The sequence below is a fragment of the Bacillus sp. B2-WWTP-C-10-Post-4 genome, from assembly GCF_009183805.1.
Classification (GTDB): Bacteria; Bacillota; Bacilli; order Bacillales; family Bacillaceae_G; genus Bacillus_A; species Bacillus_A cereus.
The window spans coordinates 1-18851 of the sequence record NZ_WEII01000078.1; the positions used below are offsets into that span (position 1 = coordinate 1).

Below are 18851 nucleotides of genomic sequence, written 5' to 3' on the forward strand. Positions count from 1 at the left end.
TATGTAAACGATTTAATTCTCTTTAGTTTTTCTCTCTTCGTAACAAAAATATACAAACTACTCTTCCTTTTTTAGGTAAATACCTATACATTTCTACCCTCTCTTCCATACATTATAGTAACCGCAGTATTAGCGGGAAATGATAAAGGAGGTCATCTCATGTACGGATACTCATATTGCTATCCAACTTGTTCATATCCTTCCTACGGTTATGGCGGTTCTTGTGGCGGGTCTGGACGCGGCTTCGCCTTAATCGTTGTGTTGTTTATTCTTTTAATTATCGTTGGTGCTGCTTGCATTCGCTAATGTAAAACGAAACAACTATGGAAAGAAAAAGACGGCTTTGCCGTCTTTTTCTTTTTATCACATACATAACTACTCTATAATAGAACAATTTCCAAAATGCCTTCCCTTTCTTGCCGATGACTTTTTCCATCTCCTTTGGTAGACTAAAGAGGAAAGGAGAGATTACATATGCTTACAATGAAAGATGTTATTCGCGAAGGAGATCCTATTTTGCGCAACGTTGCAGAAGAGGTGTCATTACCGGCAAGCGAAGAAGATACAACTACCTTAAAAGAAATGATTGAATTCGTAATAAATAGCCAAGATCCTGAAATGGCTGAAAAATATAGTTTACGCCCTGGAATCGGATTAGCGGCTCCGCAAATCGGTGTTTCAAAAAAAATGATTGCAGTTCATGTAACCGATGCGGATGGTACATTATATAGCCATGCATTATTCAATCCAAAAATCATTAGCCATTCTGTTGAACGTACATATTTACAGGGTGGTGAAGGCTGTCTGTCTGTAGACCGCGAAGTACCTGGTTATGTTCCTCGTTATACAAGAATTACAGTAAAAGCAACTTCTATTAACGGAGAAGAAGTAAAATTACGTTTAAAAGGTTTACCAGCAATCGTATTCCAACACGAGATTGATCATTTAAATGGCGTTATGTTCTATGACCATATCAATAAAGAAAATCCTTTTGCCGCTCCTGATGATTCCAAACCTCTAGAGCGATAATAATAAAAAGGCGGAAGTTAATCTTCCGCCTTTTTATTATGAAATGGGTTCCATATTCACTTATAGCAATCCAGCCCACTTTAGTCCATGATATATACCGTCTTCATTAACATCCTTTGTCACATGATTTGCAAGTTTTTTCAAGTCTTCATGGCCATTTCCCATCACAATACCTGTGCCAACGGCTTCGATCATTTCTAAATCATTTAAGCCATCTCCAAATGCATACACTTGATCACGATTAAAACCTAACTTTTCAATGTATTTCTCAATTCCTTTTGCCTTAGAACCACCATTCGGAATGATATCCATTGAATATGCATGCCAACGAATAAAATGAAAATCTGGATAATGATTAATAAACTTTTCCTCTTCATTTACTTCACAAAAAAGTAGTGTTTGATAAATATTACGTTCCTCATAAAAATTAGGCTCATATGCTGGATGCTCAAAGTTTAAGCTTCCAAAGCCTTCTTTCACATAATCATGATATTCCACTGATGCTCTCATATCTTGATGGTCAAGATATACAAGTGGATATCCTTCTTGTTTTGCAAACTGAGTAAACCTATGTAAAGCATCTGGATGTAACGGATTATTAAATATTACCTCATCTTCAAAGACAACATATTGTCCATTAAAACTAACATAATTATGTATATTAAGTTCCCTGCGAATATCTTCGAACATAAATGGCGCGCGCCCTGTCGCAATTGCTACATGTACACCTTTTTCTTGTAACTGTTTTACTGCATCTCGTGTAGATTGCGGAATTTTTTTATCATGATCTAATAATGTTCCATCAATATCAAAAAAGACAATTTTATCATTCATTTGTCAAAATCCTTTCTGGGACTCTATATTCCTATTTTGAATATCACTTTTCAAATTCTAAAAAAAAGTATAACATATTAAACATCTGTGAAGAAAGCGTTCCCTTTCTGACCTTATTTGTAAACTTTGCATATATATATTAGTAAAACATGTAGATACTTGTTCGGATGAATTTTCTTTTCCATTCTTCCTCATACTATACCTATAACTAACGGCTACTGATCGTTACTATAGAATAACTTTCACTGTATGGGAAAGGACAAGATTCACCATTCACTTTTGTCCTATCTCTTATATCAGAGATAGAGTTTTCACTAGTAATAGGCATGTTTAAAATAAGGAAAGGAAGGAGTAATCATGCTGAAGAAGCTGAAGAAAAAGCTCAAGCGTTATTTAAACGGTCTAGTCCGTAAAAAGACAATCGCTTAAATTGTGCCCATTTCGGGCTTTTTCTTCATTCTCATTCGAAAAAACATGAAAATCGTGACTGTTTGCTTTATAATAAGTAACAGATAATGCAAAACATAGACAAGGAGAGGTTTTCCAAATGATTTTTAAAGTATTTTATCAAGAAAAATTAACTGAGGTTCCAGTACGTGAAAATACAAAAGTTTTATATTTAGAGGCTACGTCTGAAAAGGATGTTCGTACAAAGTTAAATAAGTTCGCATATAATATCGAGTTTGTTCAGTCTGTTACTGGCGCTCATCTTGAATATGAAAAAGAAAACGCTGATTTAACATTAGCGGAAATCGTATAGCGATATGAAATTTCTAAAAAACGACCAAGTTGCTGTATTTGCTCTCGGTGGGCTTGGTGAAATCGGTAAAAATACATACGCTGTTCAATTTCAAGATGAAATTATTATAATTGATGCTGGAATTAAATTTCCAGAGGACGAACTTCTCGGAATCGATTATGTAATACCAGACTACACTTATTTTGTGCGAAACGAAGATAAAATTAAAGGGTTATTCATTACACATGGTCACGAAGATCATATCGGCGGAATCCCTTACCTATTACGTCAAGTGAACATTCCAATTTACGGCGGAAAATTAGCAATTGCACTCATCAAAAATAAATTAGAAGAACACGGCTTACTTCGTAAAGCAAAACTTTACGAGATTCAAGAAGATGACGTTATTAAATTCAAAAAAACGTCTGTATCCTTCTTCCGTACAACTCACAGTATTCCAGATTCGTACGGCGTTGTTGTGAAAACACCTCAAGGTCAAGTTGTTCATACTGGTGACTTCAAATTTGACTTCACACCAGTTGGTGAACCAGCTGATTTAACAAAAATGGCTGAAATCGGTAAAGATGGCGTACTATGTCTATTATCTGATAGTACGAACAGTGAAGTTCCAAACTTTACTATGTCTGAGCGTCGCGTTGGTGATAGCATTCAAGACATTTTCCGTAAAGTAGAAGGACGGATTATATTTGCAACCTTTGCATCAAATATCCACCGCTTACAACAAGTTGTTGAAGCTGCTGTTGAAAACAACCGTAAAGTAGCTGTGTTTGGTCGAAGTATGGAAGCAGCGATTGAAATTGGACAAAACCTTGGTTATATTCGTTGCCCGAAAGATACATTCATAGATGCATCTCAACTAAACCGCTTACCAGCTAATAAAGTTGTTATTTTATGTACAGGTAGTCAAGGTGAACCGATGGCAGCACTTTCACGTATTGCAAATGGTACACACCGCCAAATTCAAATTATTCCTGGAGATACAGTTGTTTTCTCTTCTTCACCAATTCCAGGAAATACAATTAGCGTAAGTCGTACAATTAACATGTTGTACCGCGCTGGCGCTGATGTAATTCACGGGAAACTTTCAAATATCCATACAAGTGGACACGGTGGACAAGAAGAACAAAAGTTAATGTTACGTCTAATTAAACCGAAGTACTTCATGCCAATTCATGGTGAATATCGTATGCAGCGTATGCACATGAACATAGCAAATGATTGTGGCATCCCTGAAGAAAATTGCTTCATTATGGATAATGGCGATGTTCTTGCTTTACGTTCGGATGAAGCTAGCGTAGCTGGAAAAATCCCATCTGGTTCGGTCTACATTGATGGAAACGGTATTGGAGATATTGGCAATATCGTATTACGCGATCGTCGTATCCTTTCTGAAGAAGGACTTGTAATTGTAGTTGTAAGCATTGATATGAAAGAATTTAAAGTTGCAGCAGGACCTGATATCATCTCACGCGGTTTCGTTTACATGCGTGAAAGCAGCGATTTAATCAATGATGCACAAACATTAATTACAACTCATTTAGAAAAAGTAATGGAACGTAAAACAACACAATGGTCTGAAATTAAAAATGAAATTACAGACACATTAGCCCCATTCCTATATGAGAAAACGAAACGTCGTCCAATGATTTTACCAATCATTATGGAAATATAAGAAAAAGGACAATGCCATGAAGGCATTGTCCTTTTCTTTTCTCTTATCTTAAAAAGTGTTTAAATCGATCCACTTCATCGTCATGACCAATGACAATTAATATATCTCCTGCTTGAATATTCTCCGTAGCTCGAGGGGATACAATAACTTCTTTGCCTCGTTTAATTGCTACAATATTCAATCCAAACTTCGCACGAATATCTAATTCAATTAAAGAGTGCCCATCAATTTTTTTATTCGCAATAATCTCTACAATACTATGCTCATCTGAAAGCTCAAGGTAGTCTAGCACATTGCTTGATGCAATATTATTAGCAATCCTTTTTCCCATATCACGTTCTGGATGCACAATATGATCTGCACCTATTTTACTTAACACTTTTTCATGATAATCATTTTGAGCTTTTACAGTAATATTTTTTACACCCAACTCTTTCAAAATCAAAGTCGTTAAAATACTTGAATTTAAATTATCTCCAATAGCAACGACTACGTGATCAAAATTTCGAATACCAAGGCTTTTTAATACCATCTCATCTGTTGAATCTGCAATTACAGCATGCGAAGCTATATTTGCAAATTCATTAATTTTATCCTCATCTGAATCGATTGCCATTACTTCCATACCTAATTGAGCTAGTTCTCGGCAAATACTTCCACCAAAGCGACCAAGTCCAATGACAGCAAATTCTTTTTCTTTCTCACCCACAAGAATTCCTCCAATAACTTCAAGTACTATTTATTTTCAGTGTAACACACTTTATATGCGTCACAAAAACTATGATTAGCTCTTATTTTTGTTTTTGTATATAAAAATATTGTTGCAAGTAAAAAGCGATACCAACAAGTAGCATAGCAAATACAAATATATTTCCAAAAGAACTAAATGTTTCAAAAACGAATAATAATGTTTCTTGACCAAAAAAGGCAAATAGAAGCTGTGTGAATGCAAATAACAACGCCCATATGTAATGATGTTGATGGAATAAATAATGCGTTGCACCTAAAAAAGCAATAAACGAAAAGATAAAGATCCACCAATTTTCTAAAAATAGTTGCCAATTAGAAAATTGATATCCATTTACTAATATCGCAATAAGCGCGATAACTGCCATCGTCGGCACACTCCAAAATAATGCCCGTCCTCTAAAGAAACGAGTGCCTTTAACATCTCCTTTTTCATGTGCAATATATGTTAGTACTACTGTGCTTATATACAAAACAGAAAGAATTGTTAAAACGATAATAAGCCAAAAATGTAATTGATAATATTCATGCTCTATATTTGTCACGATTGCAGCTAACATGCACGGAATTAACATTCCCGTCCAACCATCTACTTTTCTTTCATTCCAAAAGACCGTATTACCAATCCTTATTCCTAACAACATAAAAATAATGATACCCAATACAAATAACGTAGTTTTATTCCCTACTAAACTCGTTGAGAAAGCAATTAATCCAATAAATAAAAAGAGCACAAACCCATTCATAATTTCTAGTACAGGTGATAAATATCTCTTCACCCATTTGTATGTTTCGTCATATTCATTATTATCTACTAGACGATAGGCATAAAAACTTATCCCAAAATAAACCGCCGCAATAATAACATACGCATATAAGACGAAACATAAAATCGCACTGCTAATTTGCACGTAATTCCCCACCCTTTTTTCTATGTTTCACATTGATTTTACACACTTTTCATACTAAAAGTAAACATATATAAGTTAGTCAAATAATTAATAATGAGCAGTGGCTAAACCCCCTGCTCATTATTAAAACAGTACAATTAACTTTAATTCTTCCATTTGTATGTAAATGTCTAAAATCAATCTATACGAGCGTTACTTACACCTCAGAACAAAAAGTTTTTTGGAACCTTCAAGAGAGCGGAAGTTTTATTTTCTATTCCCTTTCCACTTTACATATTGGCTTAAAAATGTGATTGCCTTTTCAATCACTTCTTCGTCTGGTTTTAATTTTGCATGATGTAAACCATATTCTGAATTTACTCCAAGCCAAAACATAAATCCAGGGATTTCTCGAAGCATATAACCAAAATCTTCACCCGTCATTGCCTCAGTACATGTAATAACATTCATATCAGTTTGTTTATGTACAAATTCCATAAACTCTCTCGTTAACTCTTCATGGTTATATACTTGATGATACATTGCTCCGTAATCTATAATCGCCTCACACTGGAAAGAAGCTTCGATACCAGCAACAATTGACTCAATTCTGCTTTTCACACGCTTCATTGATTCCACTGATAATGTTCGAATCGTTCCTTCTAAACGAGATTTTTCTGCAATAATATTTTGAACCGTACCACCTGTAATTTTCCCGATTGTAATTACTGCACTATCAAGAGGATTTACATTGCGACTAATAACAGATTGAAGCTGTGTAACAAGGTGACTCGCTGCAACAATCATGTCATTTGCAGTATGCGGATAGGCAGCATGGCCACCTTTCCCTTTTAAATCAATATATAATTCTGAAGTATTGGCAAATAACAGTCCTTCTTTCGTTGCAATTGTCCCCACAGCGTATTCTGGTGCAATATGAAGACCAAGAATTATATTTGGTTTCCATTCTTTTAACTCTTCACTTTCTAACATAGGAAGAGCACCGCCTGGTCCTTCTTCTGCTGGCTGGAATAGAAATACAAGGTCATCATCTATTCTTTCGCTCACAGCTTTCGTTAGAAGGCCTAAACCGATTGTTGTATGTACATCATGGCCACATGCATGCATCATTCCTTCATGAATAGAAGCAAACTCGTATCCAGTTTCCTCTGTAATTGGTAAACCGTCTATATCTGCACGATAACCTATTATTTTTTCGGGATTTTTTCCATTTACTTTAACGATTACACCCGTTTTCCATGTCTTCACTTCCACAAATTCATGAGAAAGTGTTCCTATATAATCTAAAATATACTGTTGTGTTTTCCATTCCTTAAATCCAATTTCTGGAATTCTATGTAAATCTCTACGAATTTGGATAAATTTGCTTACTGTCATTTTTGCACCTCTATCTATAAAAAGCGTAAGAGCCCATTTACGCTCTTACGCTTTTTTTACTTTTTATTTCTCTGGGTTTAATTGACGAAGCTCTTGTTTAATTTCTGTTTTTGCTTTTGTCTTCTCATCAATTTCTTTAATTACACGTGCTGGAGTACCTGCAACAACTGTGTATGGAGGCACATCTTCTGTTACAACAGCTCCTGCTGCTACGACTGCACCTTTCCCTACTGTAACACCCTCTAAAACAACCACGTTTGCACCGATTACTACATCATCTTCAACGATAACTGGTTTTGCAGAAGGTGGCTCAATAACACCTGCAAGTACAGCACCTGCACCTACATGACAGTTTTTACCGACTGTTGCACGTCCACCAAGTACTGCGTTCATGTCGATCATAGAACCTTCACCAATTACAGCACCAATGTTAATTGTTGCATTCATCATAATTACAGCGTTGTCACCAATTTCAACATGGTCACGAATAATAGCACCTGGCTCGATGCGAGCTTTAATACCTTTTAAATCAAGCATCGGGATTGCAGAATTACGACGATCGTTTTCTACAACGTAGTCAACGATGTGCTTATTATTCTCATCAAGAATTGTCTTAATTTCAGACCATTCTCCGAATAATACACCTGACTTTTTATTCACAAATGCTTGTACTGTTTCAGGGAATGTTACTTCTTTTAAATCCCCTTTTATGTATACCTTTACAGGAGTTTTCTTTTCACTTTTTTGAATAAACGAAATAATTTCGTTAGCGTCCATCATTTTCATTCTTGTTGCCTCCTAAATCCATTTATAATGTTACTCTACCAAACGAAAGAGCGAGTAGCAAGATAATAATCTTATTTTTCCCTTTGAATTTCTTCTATAATTTCTAAAAATGCTTGTACTTGCTTCAACTGCCTTGCCGAGTCACTTGTTAACAACCATGTTTCTCTCGTCAGTTGAACAGGTGTTTTATACATATTTTCCTGTACTTCCTTTAAAACAGTAGAAGGTAAAAGGGCATAACCTATACCATTTAAAACAAGTTGTTTACATGTTTCAATTTGGTCAACTACAATCGTTCGCTTAGGCGGATTAGAAAATAAACCATACCACCAATTTTGTATTTGTCCATAATAAGTCGAATCACTTTTAAATTGAATGAACGGCCTATTTGTTTCTTTTAACATCGAAATATCTTTTATTTCTTTATCAACTAAATACAGTTCATCTTCAAATAATTGTTGCTTCTGACCTTTATATTCTTGTGTTCCCCTCAGTATAGCAACATGAACGTCTCCTTCATAAAACTGCTTTTGCACTTCACTACTCCATCCAGTAAACAGCGATATCTTGACAGAAGGATATTTATGCACAAACTTTTTCAAAACAGGAGGGAGCCAATATTGACCAATAACTGATGCAACAGCTATTTTTAACGTTCCATGAGTTTCCGTTCTGAAAACAGCTAGCTCACTTTTTATATCTTCTTCCCTTTGCAACATTTCTTTAGCATAATTTGCAACTTTTTCCCCTTCAGGTGTAATTGTCAATCCTTTTTGTGAGCGAATAAAAAACTTCATTCCCCATTGTTTCTCCATAGATTGTAATCGTTGACTCAGCGCAGGTTGGGAAACAAATAAACGTTCCGCCGCTTTTCTCATATTTGATTCCTGAGCTAACACAACCATCATTTGAAAATCATCAATTTGCAACTTTCTCCCTCTTTCCTTAGCTTCCATACACCTTATTTCAATAAGCTTTTCATCCTTAATTTACCCGAATGCTTTCATTCAGAAAATACAATTGTCCAGTGCAAACTTTCCTTATGTTTTATGTCTTTTTAAATATAATACATACACAAGTGATATGCACGAAAAAAAAGTGACTTCTTCGTTTCTATGAAGTCACTTTTCTTACGTTATCGATTATGTTGCCTTACTTTCTTATTCAACAATTTTAAAATAGCCCGACGTGTTAAAATCCCCTCAAAATAGCCTTCTTCATTAACAGCGCAAATAAAAGGATGATCAATTGTCATTTCTAAAGCTTTTGCAAATGAATCGTCTAATTTAAGAACAGGTATATCTTCTTTCATCACCTGCTCTACTTTCATATCATCGAGTCTTTCAAACTCAATACGTTCTAATCCTAACATACCATCTAATATCATGGCAGTACTAATCAAACCATGTAGTTTATACATTGGATCTAAGACAGGTATCGCCGAATATCCAGATTTCACAAGAACGAGTAAAGCATGTTCTAAACTATTTCCAATTTGGACATGAGCTACTTTTTCCGATGAAATCATTAAATCCTTCACAAGAATTTGTTGAAATTCGTCTTTCGGAATACTAATCATATTACATCCCCCATTTTCCCTTTTTCCTGCTTATGTTCACAACTCTATTCACATTTTATGACAGCGTTTTCATATTATTATTTTGTCCTAAATTTATTTCAATAAAAATACAATCACACAGCTATTTTAGCATACAGCACAAAAAAAAGACTACCATTCCGGTAGCGCTTAATACCCTTTATTTTTTAATCTGTAAAATAACCTTGTGATTTTTTTATATTGCATCACATCTGTCTGTTTCAAACCATTCTCAATATCTGTAAGTTCCACAGCTAAAATTTCACTTGCGTAATTTTGCTGAAATAAAATATCTAGTAGTAAACTTTCTTCTTCCTTCGTTAAAACAACTTCCCTTTGCATATACCCCTCTCCTTACACTCGCATCGTTACTCTTATTATATAAAAAATTCAACCTATTTAATAGATGTAATATTCAGTTTTTATTAAAAGATATGTAGCAATCGTATACATACAAAAAAATCATTTCGTATATCGATTTGCATAGCTAAACGCCGCATAAGCATCTGGCTTAATTTTTGCAGTTAATCCCATCGCTCGAATTTTTTCTGTCATATCTAAAATAAATTCTTTTGTTAAACCATCATTCCCAATGTCTAAATGAATTTCCATTATGAATCCAGCCCCATCTTGAGCATAAGGATGCAATAACTCCCATATTGTTTGTATATGAGTAGGCGTAAATAGACATGCGATTTCTTGACTAAACTGCGTTTCTAAATATATTTTCTCACGTAAGGTTGCCGGCTTATCTTTTACTGATCTATGGTGTAAACAGCCCCAGGCACCTTTTCCAACACGATGAATATGGATTGCTGTAATAAACCTCGTATCCTTTTGATGCGCTTGTGAGTCTGTCCCAATGGATAATCGATATAAATTTCGCGGATCCTTTTCAATGAAACTACAAATACGGTTAAAGACCATATCAAAATTTAAATGTCTCTCTGAAACATTGTAAAATTTATGTGCACCGTCCACAGAGTCACGTCCTTTCAATTAGACAGACTTTTCGTATTCTCATTGTATGGGACAAAAACTAAAATTATAACTTCCTATCCTTTATTCGTTTCAATATTTCGAATTACAAAGTGACAAACTTGGCACGTATAAATTACATTTTGATTAGATTGAGCCGTTAATACATGAATAATCTCAGCAGAACTTTGACAATTAGGACAAATCACAACTGGTAAACGTTCCATACGATAACCTCCTAGTTATATTTCTCCCGCTTTTTGCAGAACCCAGCGATTGTGAGAAGTTTAGCTTCACATATTCACCCGGTTGACGGGACTCATTTTCCACATGGATAAGCAAACTTGCACGGATTAAAATTTCATTTTAATACCATTGTAGGAAAAATAAAAAACTTCTATACATTCCACTAGAAAGTAATAGAACTAAAAAAGGTACTGCCACATGGCAGTACCTTTTTTATATGTATCAAGAAATGATATCGTAAATCTCAATTGCAACCATGTCGATATTATCGAATTGATACACTTGAGGTTTTTCACCTTGTTGATACACTTCTAACTCATACATTTCACTTTTATCGAAAAATTTCACGCTACATTTGCGCTCACCGTTCACTTCAAAATAGCGTTGTGCTACTTCACCGCTTTCAGCTTGTTCTTGTAGACTAACAAGTCGAGTTAAAATTCCTTGGAGTAGAGACATGAAATCTCTCCTTTCTCTGATCTTCCTACCAATAGGTTTTACAGCTATACTCATTCTATCCGTCATAACAGAAAAAATGTTCCACACTCTAGGATAAAGGTTATTGGCCAGAAACTCAACTAAAAATTTGTCGAAATGCGAAGGAAAAAACAGAAAGAACATATTTCCCCTTCTTTATTGCGGTTTTTATACTGGAAGAATATAATAAAAAACAGAAAAAAGGAGGAATAACAATGAAAAAAATTGAGGTTTATACACAACCCGATTGTCCGCCCTGTGTTATTGTGAAAGAATTTTTGAAGCATAATAACGTTGCATATGAAGAATTTGACGTAAAAAAAGACGCTGCTGCTCGCAATCGTCTTTTATACGACTATGATTCTTATTCAACTCCAACAGTCGTAATTGATGGCGAAGTAGTTGCAGGGTTTCAAATTGAAAAGTTACAACAACTACTCAATATAGAATAGGAATAGGTAAATACCTATTCCTATCCTTATCCCGCTATTTGTAGGTAGTAAAACTCCTACCCCAAATTTAGCTACAGCAAAGAAGTTAGATGGAAGAGTAATCCCTCCCACTGATTAAAAGTTTCACTTTATAATTGTTGCAACCTTTTTATTTCAGTTAAAAGTTCCTGACTTTCATGATATCCTGCTAGCTTCCATTTATCTTGATCCCTTTTCAATGTTACAATTTGATACTGTCCACTTTTTGTCCGCTCATATACATATAAATTTTTATGTTCTTCATCATACGACATTTTTGTTTCTGAATTAAAAGAAAACGGTGCTTCTTTTGCCGGAAGTAAATATTCACCACTTTGTTTATCACTTCTGCTATTTTCATCTGTAAATACTTGAAGGAAATTATCTGTAAAATACGGTGATAACGTCTCTATCATCTTATTCATCGACAAATGCTTCCCACGAATTGAAAACTGGGTTTCATAGCCTTTTTGTATCGTTGTAAATACTTCTTTCCGATCGACTTCCACTTCCTCTTTTCCTAAAACAGTCGTAACACTATAACCAACTAGAAAGGCAACACATACAAATAGAACAAGCCATATTCCATATTTCCTCATTTTTTCACCTTCCTTTTAAAAGAACTTGTCTTTGTAGTATTCATTGTAACAATGATTATGCAAAGAAAGGACAGATTTCGTTCGTAAAATCTTTACAACGATAGACAGCATTTTCATCACCATTTTCACTATTACCAATTTATGATAAAAACAAACAAAAAATGCACGAATCTCTTCGTGCATTAAAATAAAACATCTTCTTCATATAAATATTCATAAGATAAATCTATAAATAAAAAGTTGTCATCATCAATCGGGAAAGAAAATGTTCGTACCATTTCTCCCGTTTCAATATCTGCATATAAATCTGAAAGCCTCGCCTTATTCTCAAAACGCATTTTCATGATATTCTCGAGAAAATACGGGCGCCAACTCCAGTTCTTCATATAATAATCCGGCATCACAATCCATTCTCCATCTTTTTTCATAACATTTCCTGATTGTTGGAAACCATCTTCATTACAAATAAATATACGAAAACTACACTGTGATACACTTTGACTAAATTGTAATAACCAATCATTTATATCTTCATTCTTTTTTTGTTTTGATAAAACATCGCCAATGCGATCGCGTAACATCTCTGTTAAATTATAAATTTTTTGTAACTTCTTCTTTTCATGCTGAATAAACTGATGACATTCATTACCTAGTCGCTCTTTCAAAACATTCGTTTCAATAAAATCAGGTAAACATTCTTTCAAATAATTACCTTGATAATATCTTCCGCCGTTCTTCCAAGCATATTGCAGTTGATAAAAAGCATCTATTTCTTCATATAACAAAGTTGCACCAATTCTTCTAGCAAGTAATGATAAAGAATATAAAATATCTTGATAAGATTGTAAAAGTGCTGTTTGCCTTAAGTTCGTTAAATCTACTTTTAAAATATCAGGTGCTAACACGCTAATACGCTCTAAATTACTTGTGCCCGTTCCGACTTTATTAATCGAAATTTGAATACCATATGTACGATAATACATAAGCAAATGATTAAATTGCTCTATATCTTCTTTACATTCATGCTCTGTAATCTCTAAAACAATTTGTTTTAAATTTAAACCTTGTTCTTCATACCTCAATAAAAGTTGAAGCAAGCTTTCATCATCATCATTCATTAATACATTAGCATTCCGATGTATAAATAATAATAATTTTTGATCGCTTTCTAAATAACGATTTAAAGCTTTTTCTACTATAATATTATCCGCTTCCAGTTGAAATTCACTTGGAATCGAATCATCGTGAAAGAAAGAAGCTAAACTTTGTATGCCCTCTTCTGTTTGAATACGTCCTACTACTTCGTATCCAATTACAGTATGCTCATCAGCACTAAAAATAGCTTGATAATAAGGAAGGACTTTATCCAAGTTACTCATTACATCTAATGCATCTATCAACGTGCTTCCCTCCCTTTACTTTTCAAAAATTATAACATGATATTTACGGAAAAATAATAAAAAATCCCTTCAGTTTTCCTGAAGGGATTAGAGGGGTAAAATGCTAAGGGGAATTAGCAATTCTACTATGAAGAAAAAAGAGGTCTTAAATATAACGTATATATGACCTCTTGTAAACACTTTTCTTTCATATGTCACAATTCCGTCACATTTATCCATAAAAAAATGAATCAAATATTCATTTTTTTATCCCTTTTAAAATGGATATTGATGTAAATGTTGTCCTCCATCCATTGTCATGCAAGTTCCATTTATGTACGCAGCTTCATCTGAACATAAATAATAAGCTAGACCAGCGATTTCTTCTGGCGTACCCAGCCTTCCAAGCGGAACACTTTGTATCGTACGTTTAGCCATTTCTTCTGAAATCCATAATTTATCAGCACCGCCCGTACGTTCAATTGGTCCTGGCGCGATAGCGTTAACTCGTATTCCATATTTACGTCCCCACTCAACAGCGAGCGTCTTCGTCATCGCTAATACTCCTGCCTTCGCTGCAGCCGAATGAATAACTCCTGGACCAGCATCCCATGCATATGTTGCTACCATGTTAATGATATTCCCTTTTATACCTTTTTCAATCCAATATTTTCCGACAGCATGACTACAGTAAAACGTACCGTTTAATACAATATTAATGACTGAATTCCAGCCATTCACAGATAAATCTTCTGCTGGACAAATAAAGTTTCCAGCTGCATTATTTATTAAAACATCAATTCTACCAAACTTCTCATCAATCTGTTCAATCATTTTCTGAATGTCATCCGTATTTCTTACATCCATTTGTACAGGTAATACTTGCCCTGGAAATTGTTCAATTTCCAACTTTGTTTCCTCTAGTTTTTCCTTTGTACGTCCTGTAATAACAACTCGTGCCCCTTCTTTTGCAAAACGAGTCGCCATTCCTTTTCCCATTCCACTCGATCCACCTGTTATAATAACTACCTTTTCTTTCACATACATCCCCTCCAAAAAATGAATACACATTCATTTTATCACTTTATTTAATAGAAATCTTTATATTTTTAAACTTTTCTGATATTTTAGCGTAAAGAACTTTCTTTTTATTCATTTTTTTTCGTAATCTATACTACTTTTTATTATGTAAAGTATATTTTAAATAAACTGAAAGGAGATTTGAGTAGCCTATAAATGGAATGAAAACATTGAGGTATACTCATATTTTTATGAAGCACATTACAAGAAGAAATTTTTTGAAAATTGGTATGCGCACTTGTCTCTATTCATTTATAACCAGTAGCATCGGATACTACTATGCTAAATATATAGAGCCCCATTTCATTTCTTTTACACAGCACACATTAAAATCACAACTCATCCCAAAAAGTTTTCATGGTATGAAAATTCTTCAATTCAGCGATTTACATCTCGGATACTATTTCTCGCTTCAACATTTATCTAAAGTTGTTTCTAAAATTAATGCTGTAAATCCAGATATTGTCCTTTTTACCGGAGATCTCATTGATAATTATCAAACGTATACTGACACTCCTTTCGTTGCATCCATTTTAAAAAATATACAAGCCCCCTTTGGTAAATTCGCTATTTATGGTAACCATGATCACGGTGGATATGGAACTGAATACTATGAGCACATCATGCGTGAATCAGGATTTGAGCTATTGCTCAATAGTGAAAAAAGAATTCGCTTAATGGATAATAGTGAAATTTCTATTTTCGGTCTCGATGATATACTATTAGGCAAACCAAAAATAGAGAAAACATTAGAGCATGCACGGCAAAGTACTTATAACATTGTTCTTGTTCACGAACCAGATATCGCGCCCAAAGTTTCTAGATATCCAATCAACTTGCAACTTTCTGGTCATAGTCACGGCGGACAAGTACAAATTCCTTTTTTAGGAGCTATTATTACACCTTCACTCGCCAAAGACTATATTGAAGGCTTCTATACAATTCAGGATTTAACTCTCTATGTCAATCGAGGCCTGGGAAGAACACGTGTCCCATTTCGTTTTATGTCAAAACCTGAAATCACAATTTTCACACTCCAACATTCGTAATAATTCGCCTATTTTCTTACATATCCTTTCTTGTACGCGCTCATCCACGTTTTGTTTACCATATGATAAAAGTGAGTCCAATAAAGGAGGTATGTTCATGTATCCATATTATCAACCAATTCCAGTCCGTTCAGCACCTATTGGTCCAGTAGGCGACTCACGCTTCTTCCCGTTTTTTGGCGTTCCCTTTCTAGCTGGAATTGCTGGTGGATTGCTCGGCGGAGCATTAGCTTTCGGCCCTCGACCATTTTATCCACCTTATCCACCACCTTTCCCGCCGCCAGCACCTTATCCTTGTTACGGTGGACCATGTCAGCAACCATACTATTACTAAGTTAAAATAACGATTCTTTCAAATATTATTCTCTCAACGAGCCATCTCATTACACGCTTATAATAAAACTATTGTTTCTACTCATCCTTCCATTTTTGGAGCATATGAGTAGAAAAAAGTAAAAACCTCTTATTGACATAAGAGGTTTTTACTTTTTTCATTATTCAGCGTCTGTATTTTGATATGCCATCTTAAACAACTTCACTTGGCTATCAATTTCTTCTGTACTACTATTAATAACATAATAGTAATCACCATCTTTATTTTGTTCACGTGTTTTCACATTATCAGCTAATGTAAGCTGTAAAATCGCCTTAATTCGTGCCTTCATTTCAATATCTAATATCGGGAAAGATATTTCCACTCGCTTCTCCATATTTCGCGTCATCAAATCAGCTGAAGATAAATATATTTTCTCCTCCCCATTATGATGGAAATAATAAATACGGCTATGCTCTAAGTATCTTCCAACAACACTAACTACACGAATATTTTCACTTACATTTGGAATGCCAGGTCTTAAACAACATGTCCCTCGAACAATGAGCTCTACCTTTACTCCAGCTTGTGATGCTTCGTACATTTTTTTAATTAATGGTTTATCTGTTAATGAATTCATCTTAGCGATAATATATCCATTTCCATATTGCCTATGATAACGGATTTCTTCATCTATTAAATCTATAAATTGCTCTCTTATATCAAATGGAGCAACCGATAAATGATGAAAATGTGGCTTTGTTGTATAACCACTTAAATAATTAAAGAAATTGGTTGCATCAACCCCAAAGTCTTTTCTTGATGTAATATATCCAAAATCAGTATATAACTTCGCTGTTGCATCATTATAGTTTCCAGTTCCGAGATGTACGAACCTTTCGATTTTTCCGTTTTTTCTTCTTACAACTAATGTAATTTTACTATGTGTTTTCAAGTGACTTACACCGTAAATAACATGACAGCCTGCCTGTTCCAATTCTTTAGCCCAATGAACATTGTTTTCTTCATCAAATCTTGCCTTTAATTCAACTAATACTGTCACTTGTTTTCCCTTTTCAGCCGCTATCTTTAACGCCTGAATAATCGGTGAATCACCACTTACACGATATAACGTTTGTTTAATCGCAAGTACATTCGGATCGTCCGCCGCATCACGGACAAAATCAACTACCGGCTGAAATGATTCAAAAGGATGATGTAATAAAATATCATGCTCAATTGCTTTTTCAAATACATCTTCTTCATCACCTAAATCTTGAGGTGGTTGCGGAATAAGAGCCGGATATACAAGATGTTCATATAAAGGAGCTAGTTTTTTATATAAAGAAAACAAACATGTTAAATCTAATGGACCATCCATTATATATACATCTTCATCTTTTACTTCCAGAACCTCATATAATAACGCTAGTACTCTTTCATCAATGTGTTCTTTCCCAACTTCTAAACGAACAGCAGCCCCCCACTTACGCTTTTTTAATTCTTTTTCAATTACCTTTAATAAATCTCTCGCACCTTCTTCATGAATCGTTAAATCTGCATTGCGTGTAATACGGAAACGAGTAACAGATGATACTGTATATCCCGTAAATAATTTATGAGTAAAGCTACTAATTACGTCTTCTAATAAAATAAATTTATGCTTTTGCCCTTCGCTCGGTAAAATTATGAAGCGCTCAAGTAATGAAGGAACTTGCACAATTCCTAACTTCGTCCTGTTTTCTTCTTCCGCTTGCTTCTCATCATATAAAAGAGTAGCCAAATTCAAACTTTTGTTTAATAACATTGGAAATGGGCGATATGCATCAATAGCTACAGGAGTTAACACTGGAAAAATTTGCTCATCAAAATACTCTTCTATAAATTCTCGCTGCTCTTTCGTCAAATCATTGAATGTTAAACGTTCAATTCCCTCTAACTCAAGCGCTGGTAATACATAATTTTTAAATGTATCATATTGTACTGTCATTAGTGCATGGGCTTTTATCGCAATTTTATTTAATTGCTTTTTTGGTGTTAAGCCAGCTTTATTTTCTGGCTGATTAAATCCAGCACTCACTTGATCCTTTAATCCCGCTACACGTACCATAAAAAATTCATCTAAATTCGAACTAAAAATACTAATAAATTTCAATCTTTCCAAAAGTGGATTATTTGCATCTTGCGCTTCTTGTAAGACACGTTCATTAAATGCTAACCAACTTAACTCTCGATTATTGTAATAAGCTGTATCATTTAAATTTACTGCATTCCCCTTCAATAATTCCATTCTCTTCACACTTCCCCTTGAAACTTTTTCACTATAATTTAGTTACTTTTATTTTAGCAAATTACAATATTATAAAGTGTAAATTTTTTGTAAAGACATCCGTACAACCTAATGTTTTAGTTCAAATAACAAGTTAATATTCGTTTTTAATACTCTTTCTAACTGTTTTTTTTGTTTTTCAGCCTGCACTTTTTCCGCTAATGCCGATTTTTCACATAAAGCTTTAAATGTTAATCCTTCTTCGTTTTCTGTTATAG

General features: G+C 34.3%; 22 protein-coding genes. 7 read left to right on the forward strand and 15 right to left on the reverse strand.

What is annotated here, in order from left to right:
• Positions 1-159: 159 nt before the first annotated feature.
• Together GBN78_RS22455 and def are read left to right on the forward strand one after the other, a co-directional pair.
• Positions 160-306 (forward strand): YjcZ family sporulation protein, encoded by a 147-nt coding sequence (locus GBN78_RS22455; protein ID WP_000274562.1) that lies wholly within the window; start codon positions 160-162, stop codon positions 304-306.
• A gap of 168 nt (positions 307-474) precedes the next feature.
• On the forward strand, positions 475-1029 hold the full coding sequence (gene def, locus GBN78_RS22460) for a peptide deformylase (RefSeq protein WP_000957048.1): 555 nt from the start codon (positions 475-477) through the stop codon (positions 1027-1029).
• A 60-nt stretch (positions 1030-1089) separates the two neighbouring features.
• On the opposite strand, the gene GBN78_RS22465 is transcribed toward def, so the two are convergent.
• Positions 1090-1863, reverse strand: coding sequence for a Cof-type HAD-IIB family hydrolase (locus GBN78_RS22465; RefSeq protein ID WP_000998279.1), 774 nt, complete (start codon positions 1861-1863; stop codon positions 1090-1092).
• Between the two features lie 547 nt (positions 1864-2410).
• Here GBN78_RS22465 and GBN78_RS22475 point away from each other — a divergent pair.
• On the forward strand, positions 2411-2623 hold the full coding sequence (locus GBN78_RS22475) for a DNA-dependent RNA polymerase subunit epsilon (RefSeq protein ID WP_000576435.1): 213 nt from the start codon (positions 2411-2413) through the stop codon (positions 2621-2623).
• Between the two features lie 4 nt (positions 2624-2627).
• The gene (rnjA, locus tag GBN78_RS22480; protein ID WP_000670377.1) at positions 2628-4295 is read left to right on the forward strand and encodes a ribonuclease J1; all 1668 of its coding nucleotides are present in this window, start codon (positions 2628-2630) and stop codon (positions 4293-4295) included.
• A gap of 43 nt (positions 4296-4338) precedes the next feature.
• Here the strand turns inward: rnjA and GBN78_RS22485 are convergent, their stop codons facing one another.
• The 10 genes from GBN78_RS22485 to GBN78_RS22525 all read right to left on the reverse strand — a co-directional run bounded on the left by GBN78_RS22485 (position 4339) and on the right by GBN78_RS22525 (position 11396).
• Entirely contained in the window at positions 4339-5004 is a 666-nt protein-coding gene (locus GBN78_RS22485) for a potassium channel family protein (RefSeq protein WP_000504032.1), read from the reverse strand.
• Positions 5005-5086: 82 nt separating this feature from the next.
• Entirely contained in the window at positions 5087-5953 is an 867-nt protein-coding gene (locus tag GBN78_RS22490) for a cytochrome c oxidase assembly protein (RefSeq protein WP_001167321.1), read from the reverse strand.
• Between the two features lie 246 nt (positions 5954-6199).
• Positions 6200-7330: an N-acetyldiaminopimelate deacetylase gene (locus GBN78_RS22495; protein ID WP_000218663.1), complete on the reverse strand. Its 1131-nt coding sequence runs from the start codon at positions 7328-7330 to the stop codon at positions 6200-6202.
• 63 nt (positions 7331-7393) lie between these two features.
• Entirely contained in the window at positions 7394-8116 is a 723-nt protein-coding gene (gene dapD / locus GBN78_RS22500; protein WP_000783241.1) for a 2,3,4,5-tetrahydropyridine-2,6-dicarboxylate N-acetyltransferase, read from the reverse strand.
• Between the two features lie 71 nt (positions 8117-8187).
• Positions 8188-9072 carry a LysR family transcriptional regulator gene (locus GBN78_RS22505; protein WP_001987174.1) on the reverse strand — a complete coding sequence of 295 codons (885 nt, stop codon included), beginning with the start codon at positions 9070-9072 and terminating at the stop codon, positions 8188-8190.
• Between the two features lie 179 nt (positions 9073-9251).
• Entirely contained in the window at positions 9252-9695 is a 444-nt protein-coding gene (gene cbpB / locus GBN78_RS22510; protein ID WP_000623579.1) for a cyclic-di-AMP-binding protein CbpB, read from the reverse strand.
• Between the two features lie 168 nt (positions 9696-9863).
• Entirely contained in the window at positions 9864-10055 is a 192-nt protein-coding gene (abbA, locus tag GBN78_RS22515; protein WP_001188692.1) for an antirepressor AbbA, read from the reverse strand.
• Positions 10056-10175: 120 nt separating this feature from the next.
• On the reverse strand, positions 10176-10694 hold the full coding sequence (locus GBN78_RS22520; protein ID WP_000348489.1) for a ribonuclease H-like YkuK family protein: 519 nt from the start codon (positions 10692-10694) through the stop codon (positions 10176-10178).
• Between the two features lie 74 nt (positions 10695-10768).
• Complete coding sequence (locus GBN78_RS30350; protein WP_000440540.1) at positions 10769-10918, reverse strand: hypothetical protein; 150 nt, start codon at positions 10916-10918, stop codon at positions 10769-10771.
• Positions 10919-11159: 241 nt separating this feature from the next.
• On the reverse strand, positions 11160-11396 hold the full coding sequence (locus GBN78_RS22525) for a YkuJ family protein (protein WP_000055151.1): 237 nt from the start codon (positions 11394-11396) through the stop codon (positions 11160-11162).
• Between the two features lie 233 nt (positions 11397-11629).
• Here GBN78_RS22525 and GBN78_RS22530 point away from each other — a divergent pair, with 233 nt between their 5' ends.
• Entirely contained in the window at positions 11630-11866 is a 237-nt protein-coding gene (locus tag GBN78_RS22530) for a glutaredoxin family protein (RefSeq protein WP_000717875.1), read from the forward strand.
• 128 nt (positions 11867-11994) lie between these two features.
• Here the strand turns inward: GBN78_RS22530 and GBN78_RS22535 are convergent, their stop codons facing one another.
• The 3 genes from GBN78_RS22535 to fadH form a co-directional block, all read right to left on the reverse strand.
• Positions 11995-12483 carry a DUF3993 domain-containing protein gene (locus GBN78_RS22535; protein ID WP_098584697.1) on the reverse strand — a complete coding sequence of 163 codons (489 nt, stop codon included), beginning with the start codon at positions 12481-12483 and terminating at the stop codon, positions 11995-11997.
• 182 nt (positions 12484-12665) lie between these two features.
• Positions 12666-13883, reverse strand: coding sequence for an EAL domain-containing protein (locus tag GBN78_RS22540; protein WP_000564306.1), 1218 nt, complete (start codon positions 13881-13883; stop codon positions 12666-12668).
• Between the two features lie 255 nt (positions 13884-14138).
• Complete coding sequence (fadH, locus tag GBN78_RS22545) at positions 14139-14903, reverse strand: 2,4-dienoyl-CoA reductase (protein WP_000660913.1); 765 nt, start codon at positions 14901-14903, stop codon at positions 14139-14141.
• Between the two features lie 230 nt (positions 14904-15133).
• Here fadH and GBN78_RS22550 point away from each other — a divergent pair, with 230 nt between their 5' ends.
• A complete protein-coding gene (locus tag GBN78_RS22550) occupies positions 15134-15991 on the forward strand; it encodes a metallophosphoesterase (RefSeq protein WP_030027732.1) in 858 nt (285 codons plus the stop codon).
• Between the two features lie 97 nt (positions 15992-16088).
• The gene (locus tag GBN78_RS22555; RefSeq protein ID WP_000283738.1) at positions 16089-16325 is read left to right on the forward strand and encodes a hypothetical protein; all 237 of its coding nucleotides are present in this window, start codon (positions 16089-16091) and stop codon (positions 16323-16325) included.
• A gap of 160 nt (positions 16326-16485) precedes the next feature.
• On the opposite strand, the gene GBN78_RS22560 is transcribed toward GBN78_RS22555, so the two are convergent.
• Positions 16486-18594 (reverse strand): polyphosphate kinase, encoded by a 2109-nt coding sequence (locus GBN78_RS22560; RefSeq protein ID WP_000421677.1) that lies wholly within the window; start codon positions 18592-18594, stop codon positions 16486-16488.
• Positions 18595-18851: the final 257 nt, after the last annotated feature.

Bases quoted from the DNA above. Each gene is read 5' to 3' on its own strand.
- GBN78_RS22455 (WP_000274562.1), top strand. From the start codon at position 160: ATGTACGGATACTCATATTGCTATCCAACTTGTTCATATCCTTCCTAC.
- def (WP_000957048.1), top strand. From the start codon at position 475: ATGCTTACAATGAAAGATGTTATTCGCGAAGGAGATCCTATTTTGCGC.
- GBN78_RS22465 (WP_000998279.1), bottom strand. From the start codon at position 1,863: ATGAATGATAAAATTGTCTTTTTTGATATTGATGGAACATTATTAGAT.
- GBN78_RS22475 (WP_000576435.1), top strand. From the start codon at position 2,411: ATGATTTTTAAAGTATTTTATCAAGAAAAATTAACTGAGGTTCCAGTA.
- rnjA (WP_000670377.1), top strand. From the start codon at position 2,628: ATGAAATTTCTAAAAAACGACCAAGTTGCTGTATTTGCTCTCGGTGGG.
- GBN78_RS22495 (WP_000218663.1), bottom strand. From the start codon at position 7,330: ATGACAGTAAGCAAATTTATCCAAATTCGTAGAGATTTACATAGAATT.
- dapD (WP_000783241.1), bottom strand. From the start codon at position 8,116: ATGAAAATGATGGACGCTAACGAAATTATTTCGTTTATTCAAAAAAGT.
- GBN78_RS22505 (WP_001987174.1), bottom strand. From the start codon at position 9,072: ATGGAAGCTAAGGAAAGAGGGAGAAAGTTGCAAATTGATGATTTTCAA.
- cbpB (WP_000623579.1), bottom strand. From the start codon at position 9,695: ATGATTAGTATTCCGAAAGACGAATTTCAACAAATTCTTGTGAAGGAT.
- abbA (WP_001188692.1), bottom strand. From the start codon at position 10,055: ATGCAAAGGGAAGTTGTTTTAACGAAGGAAGAAGAAAGTTTACTACTA.
- GBN78_RS30350 (WP_000440540.1), bottom strand. From the start codon at position 10,918: ATGGAACGTTTACCAGTTGTGATTTGTCCTAATTGTCAAAGTTCTGCT.
- GBN78_RS22525 (WP_000055151.1), bottom strand. From the start codon at position 11,396: ATGTCTCTACTCCAAGGAATTTTAACTCGACTTGTTAGTCTACAAGAA.
- GBN78_RS22530 (WP_000717875.1), top strand. From the start codon at position 11,630: ATGAAAAAAATTGAGGTTTATACACAACCCGATTGTCCGCCCTGTGTT.
- GBN78_RS22535 (WP_098584697.1), bottom strand. From the start codon at position 12,483: ATGAGGAAATATGGAATATGGCTTGTTCTATTTGTATGTGTTGCCTTT.
- GBN78_RS22550 (WP_030027732.1), top strand. From the start codon at position 15,134: ATGAAGCACATTACAAGAAGAAATTTTTTGAAAATTGGTATGCGCACT.
- GBN78_RS22555 (WP_000283738.1), top strand. From the start codon at position 16,089: ATGTATCCATATTATCAACCAATTCCAGTCCGTTCAGCACCTATTGGT.
- GBN78_RS22560 (WP_000421677.1), bottom strand. From the start codon at position 18,594: ATGGAATTATTGAAGGGGAATGCAGTAAATTTAAATGATACAGCTTAT.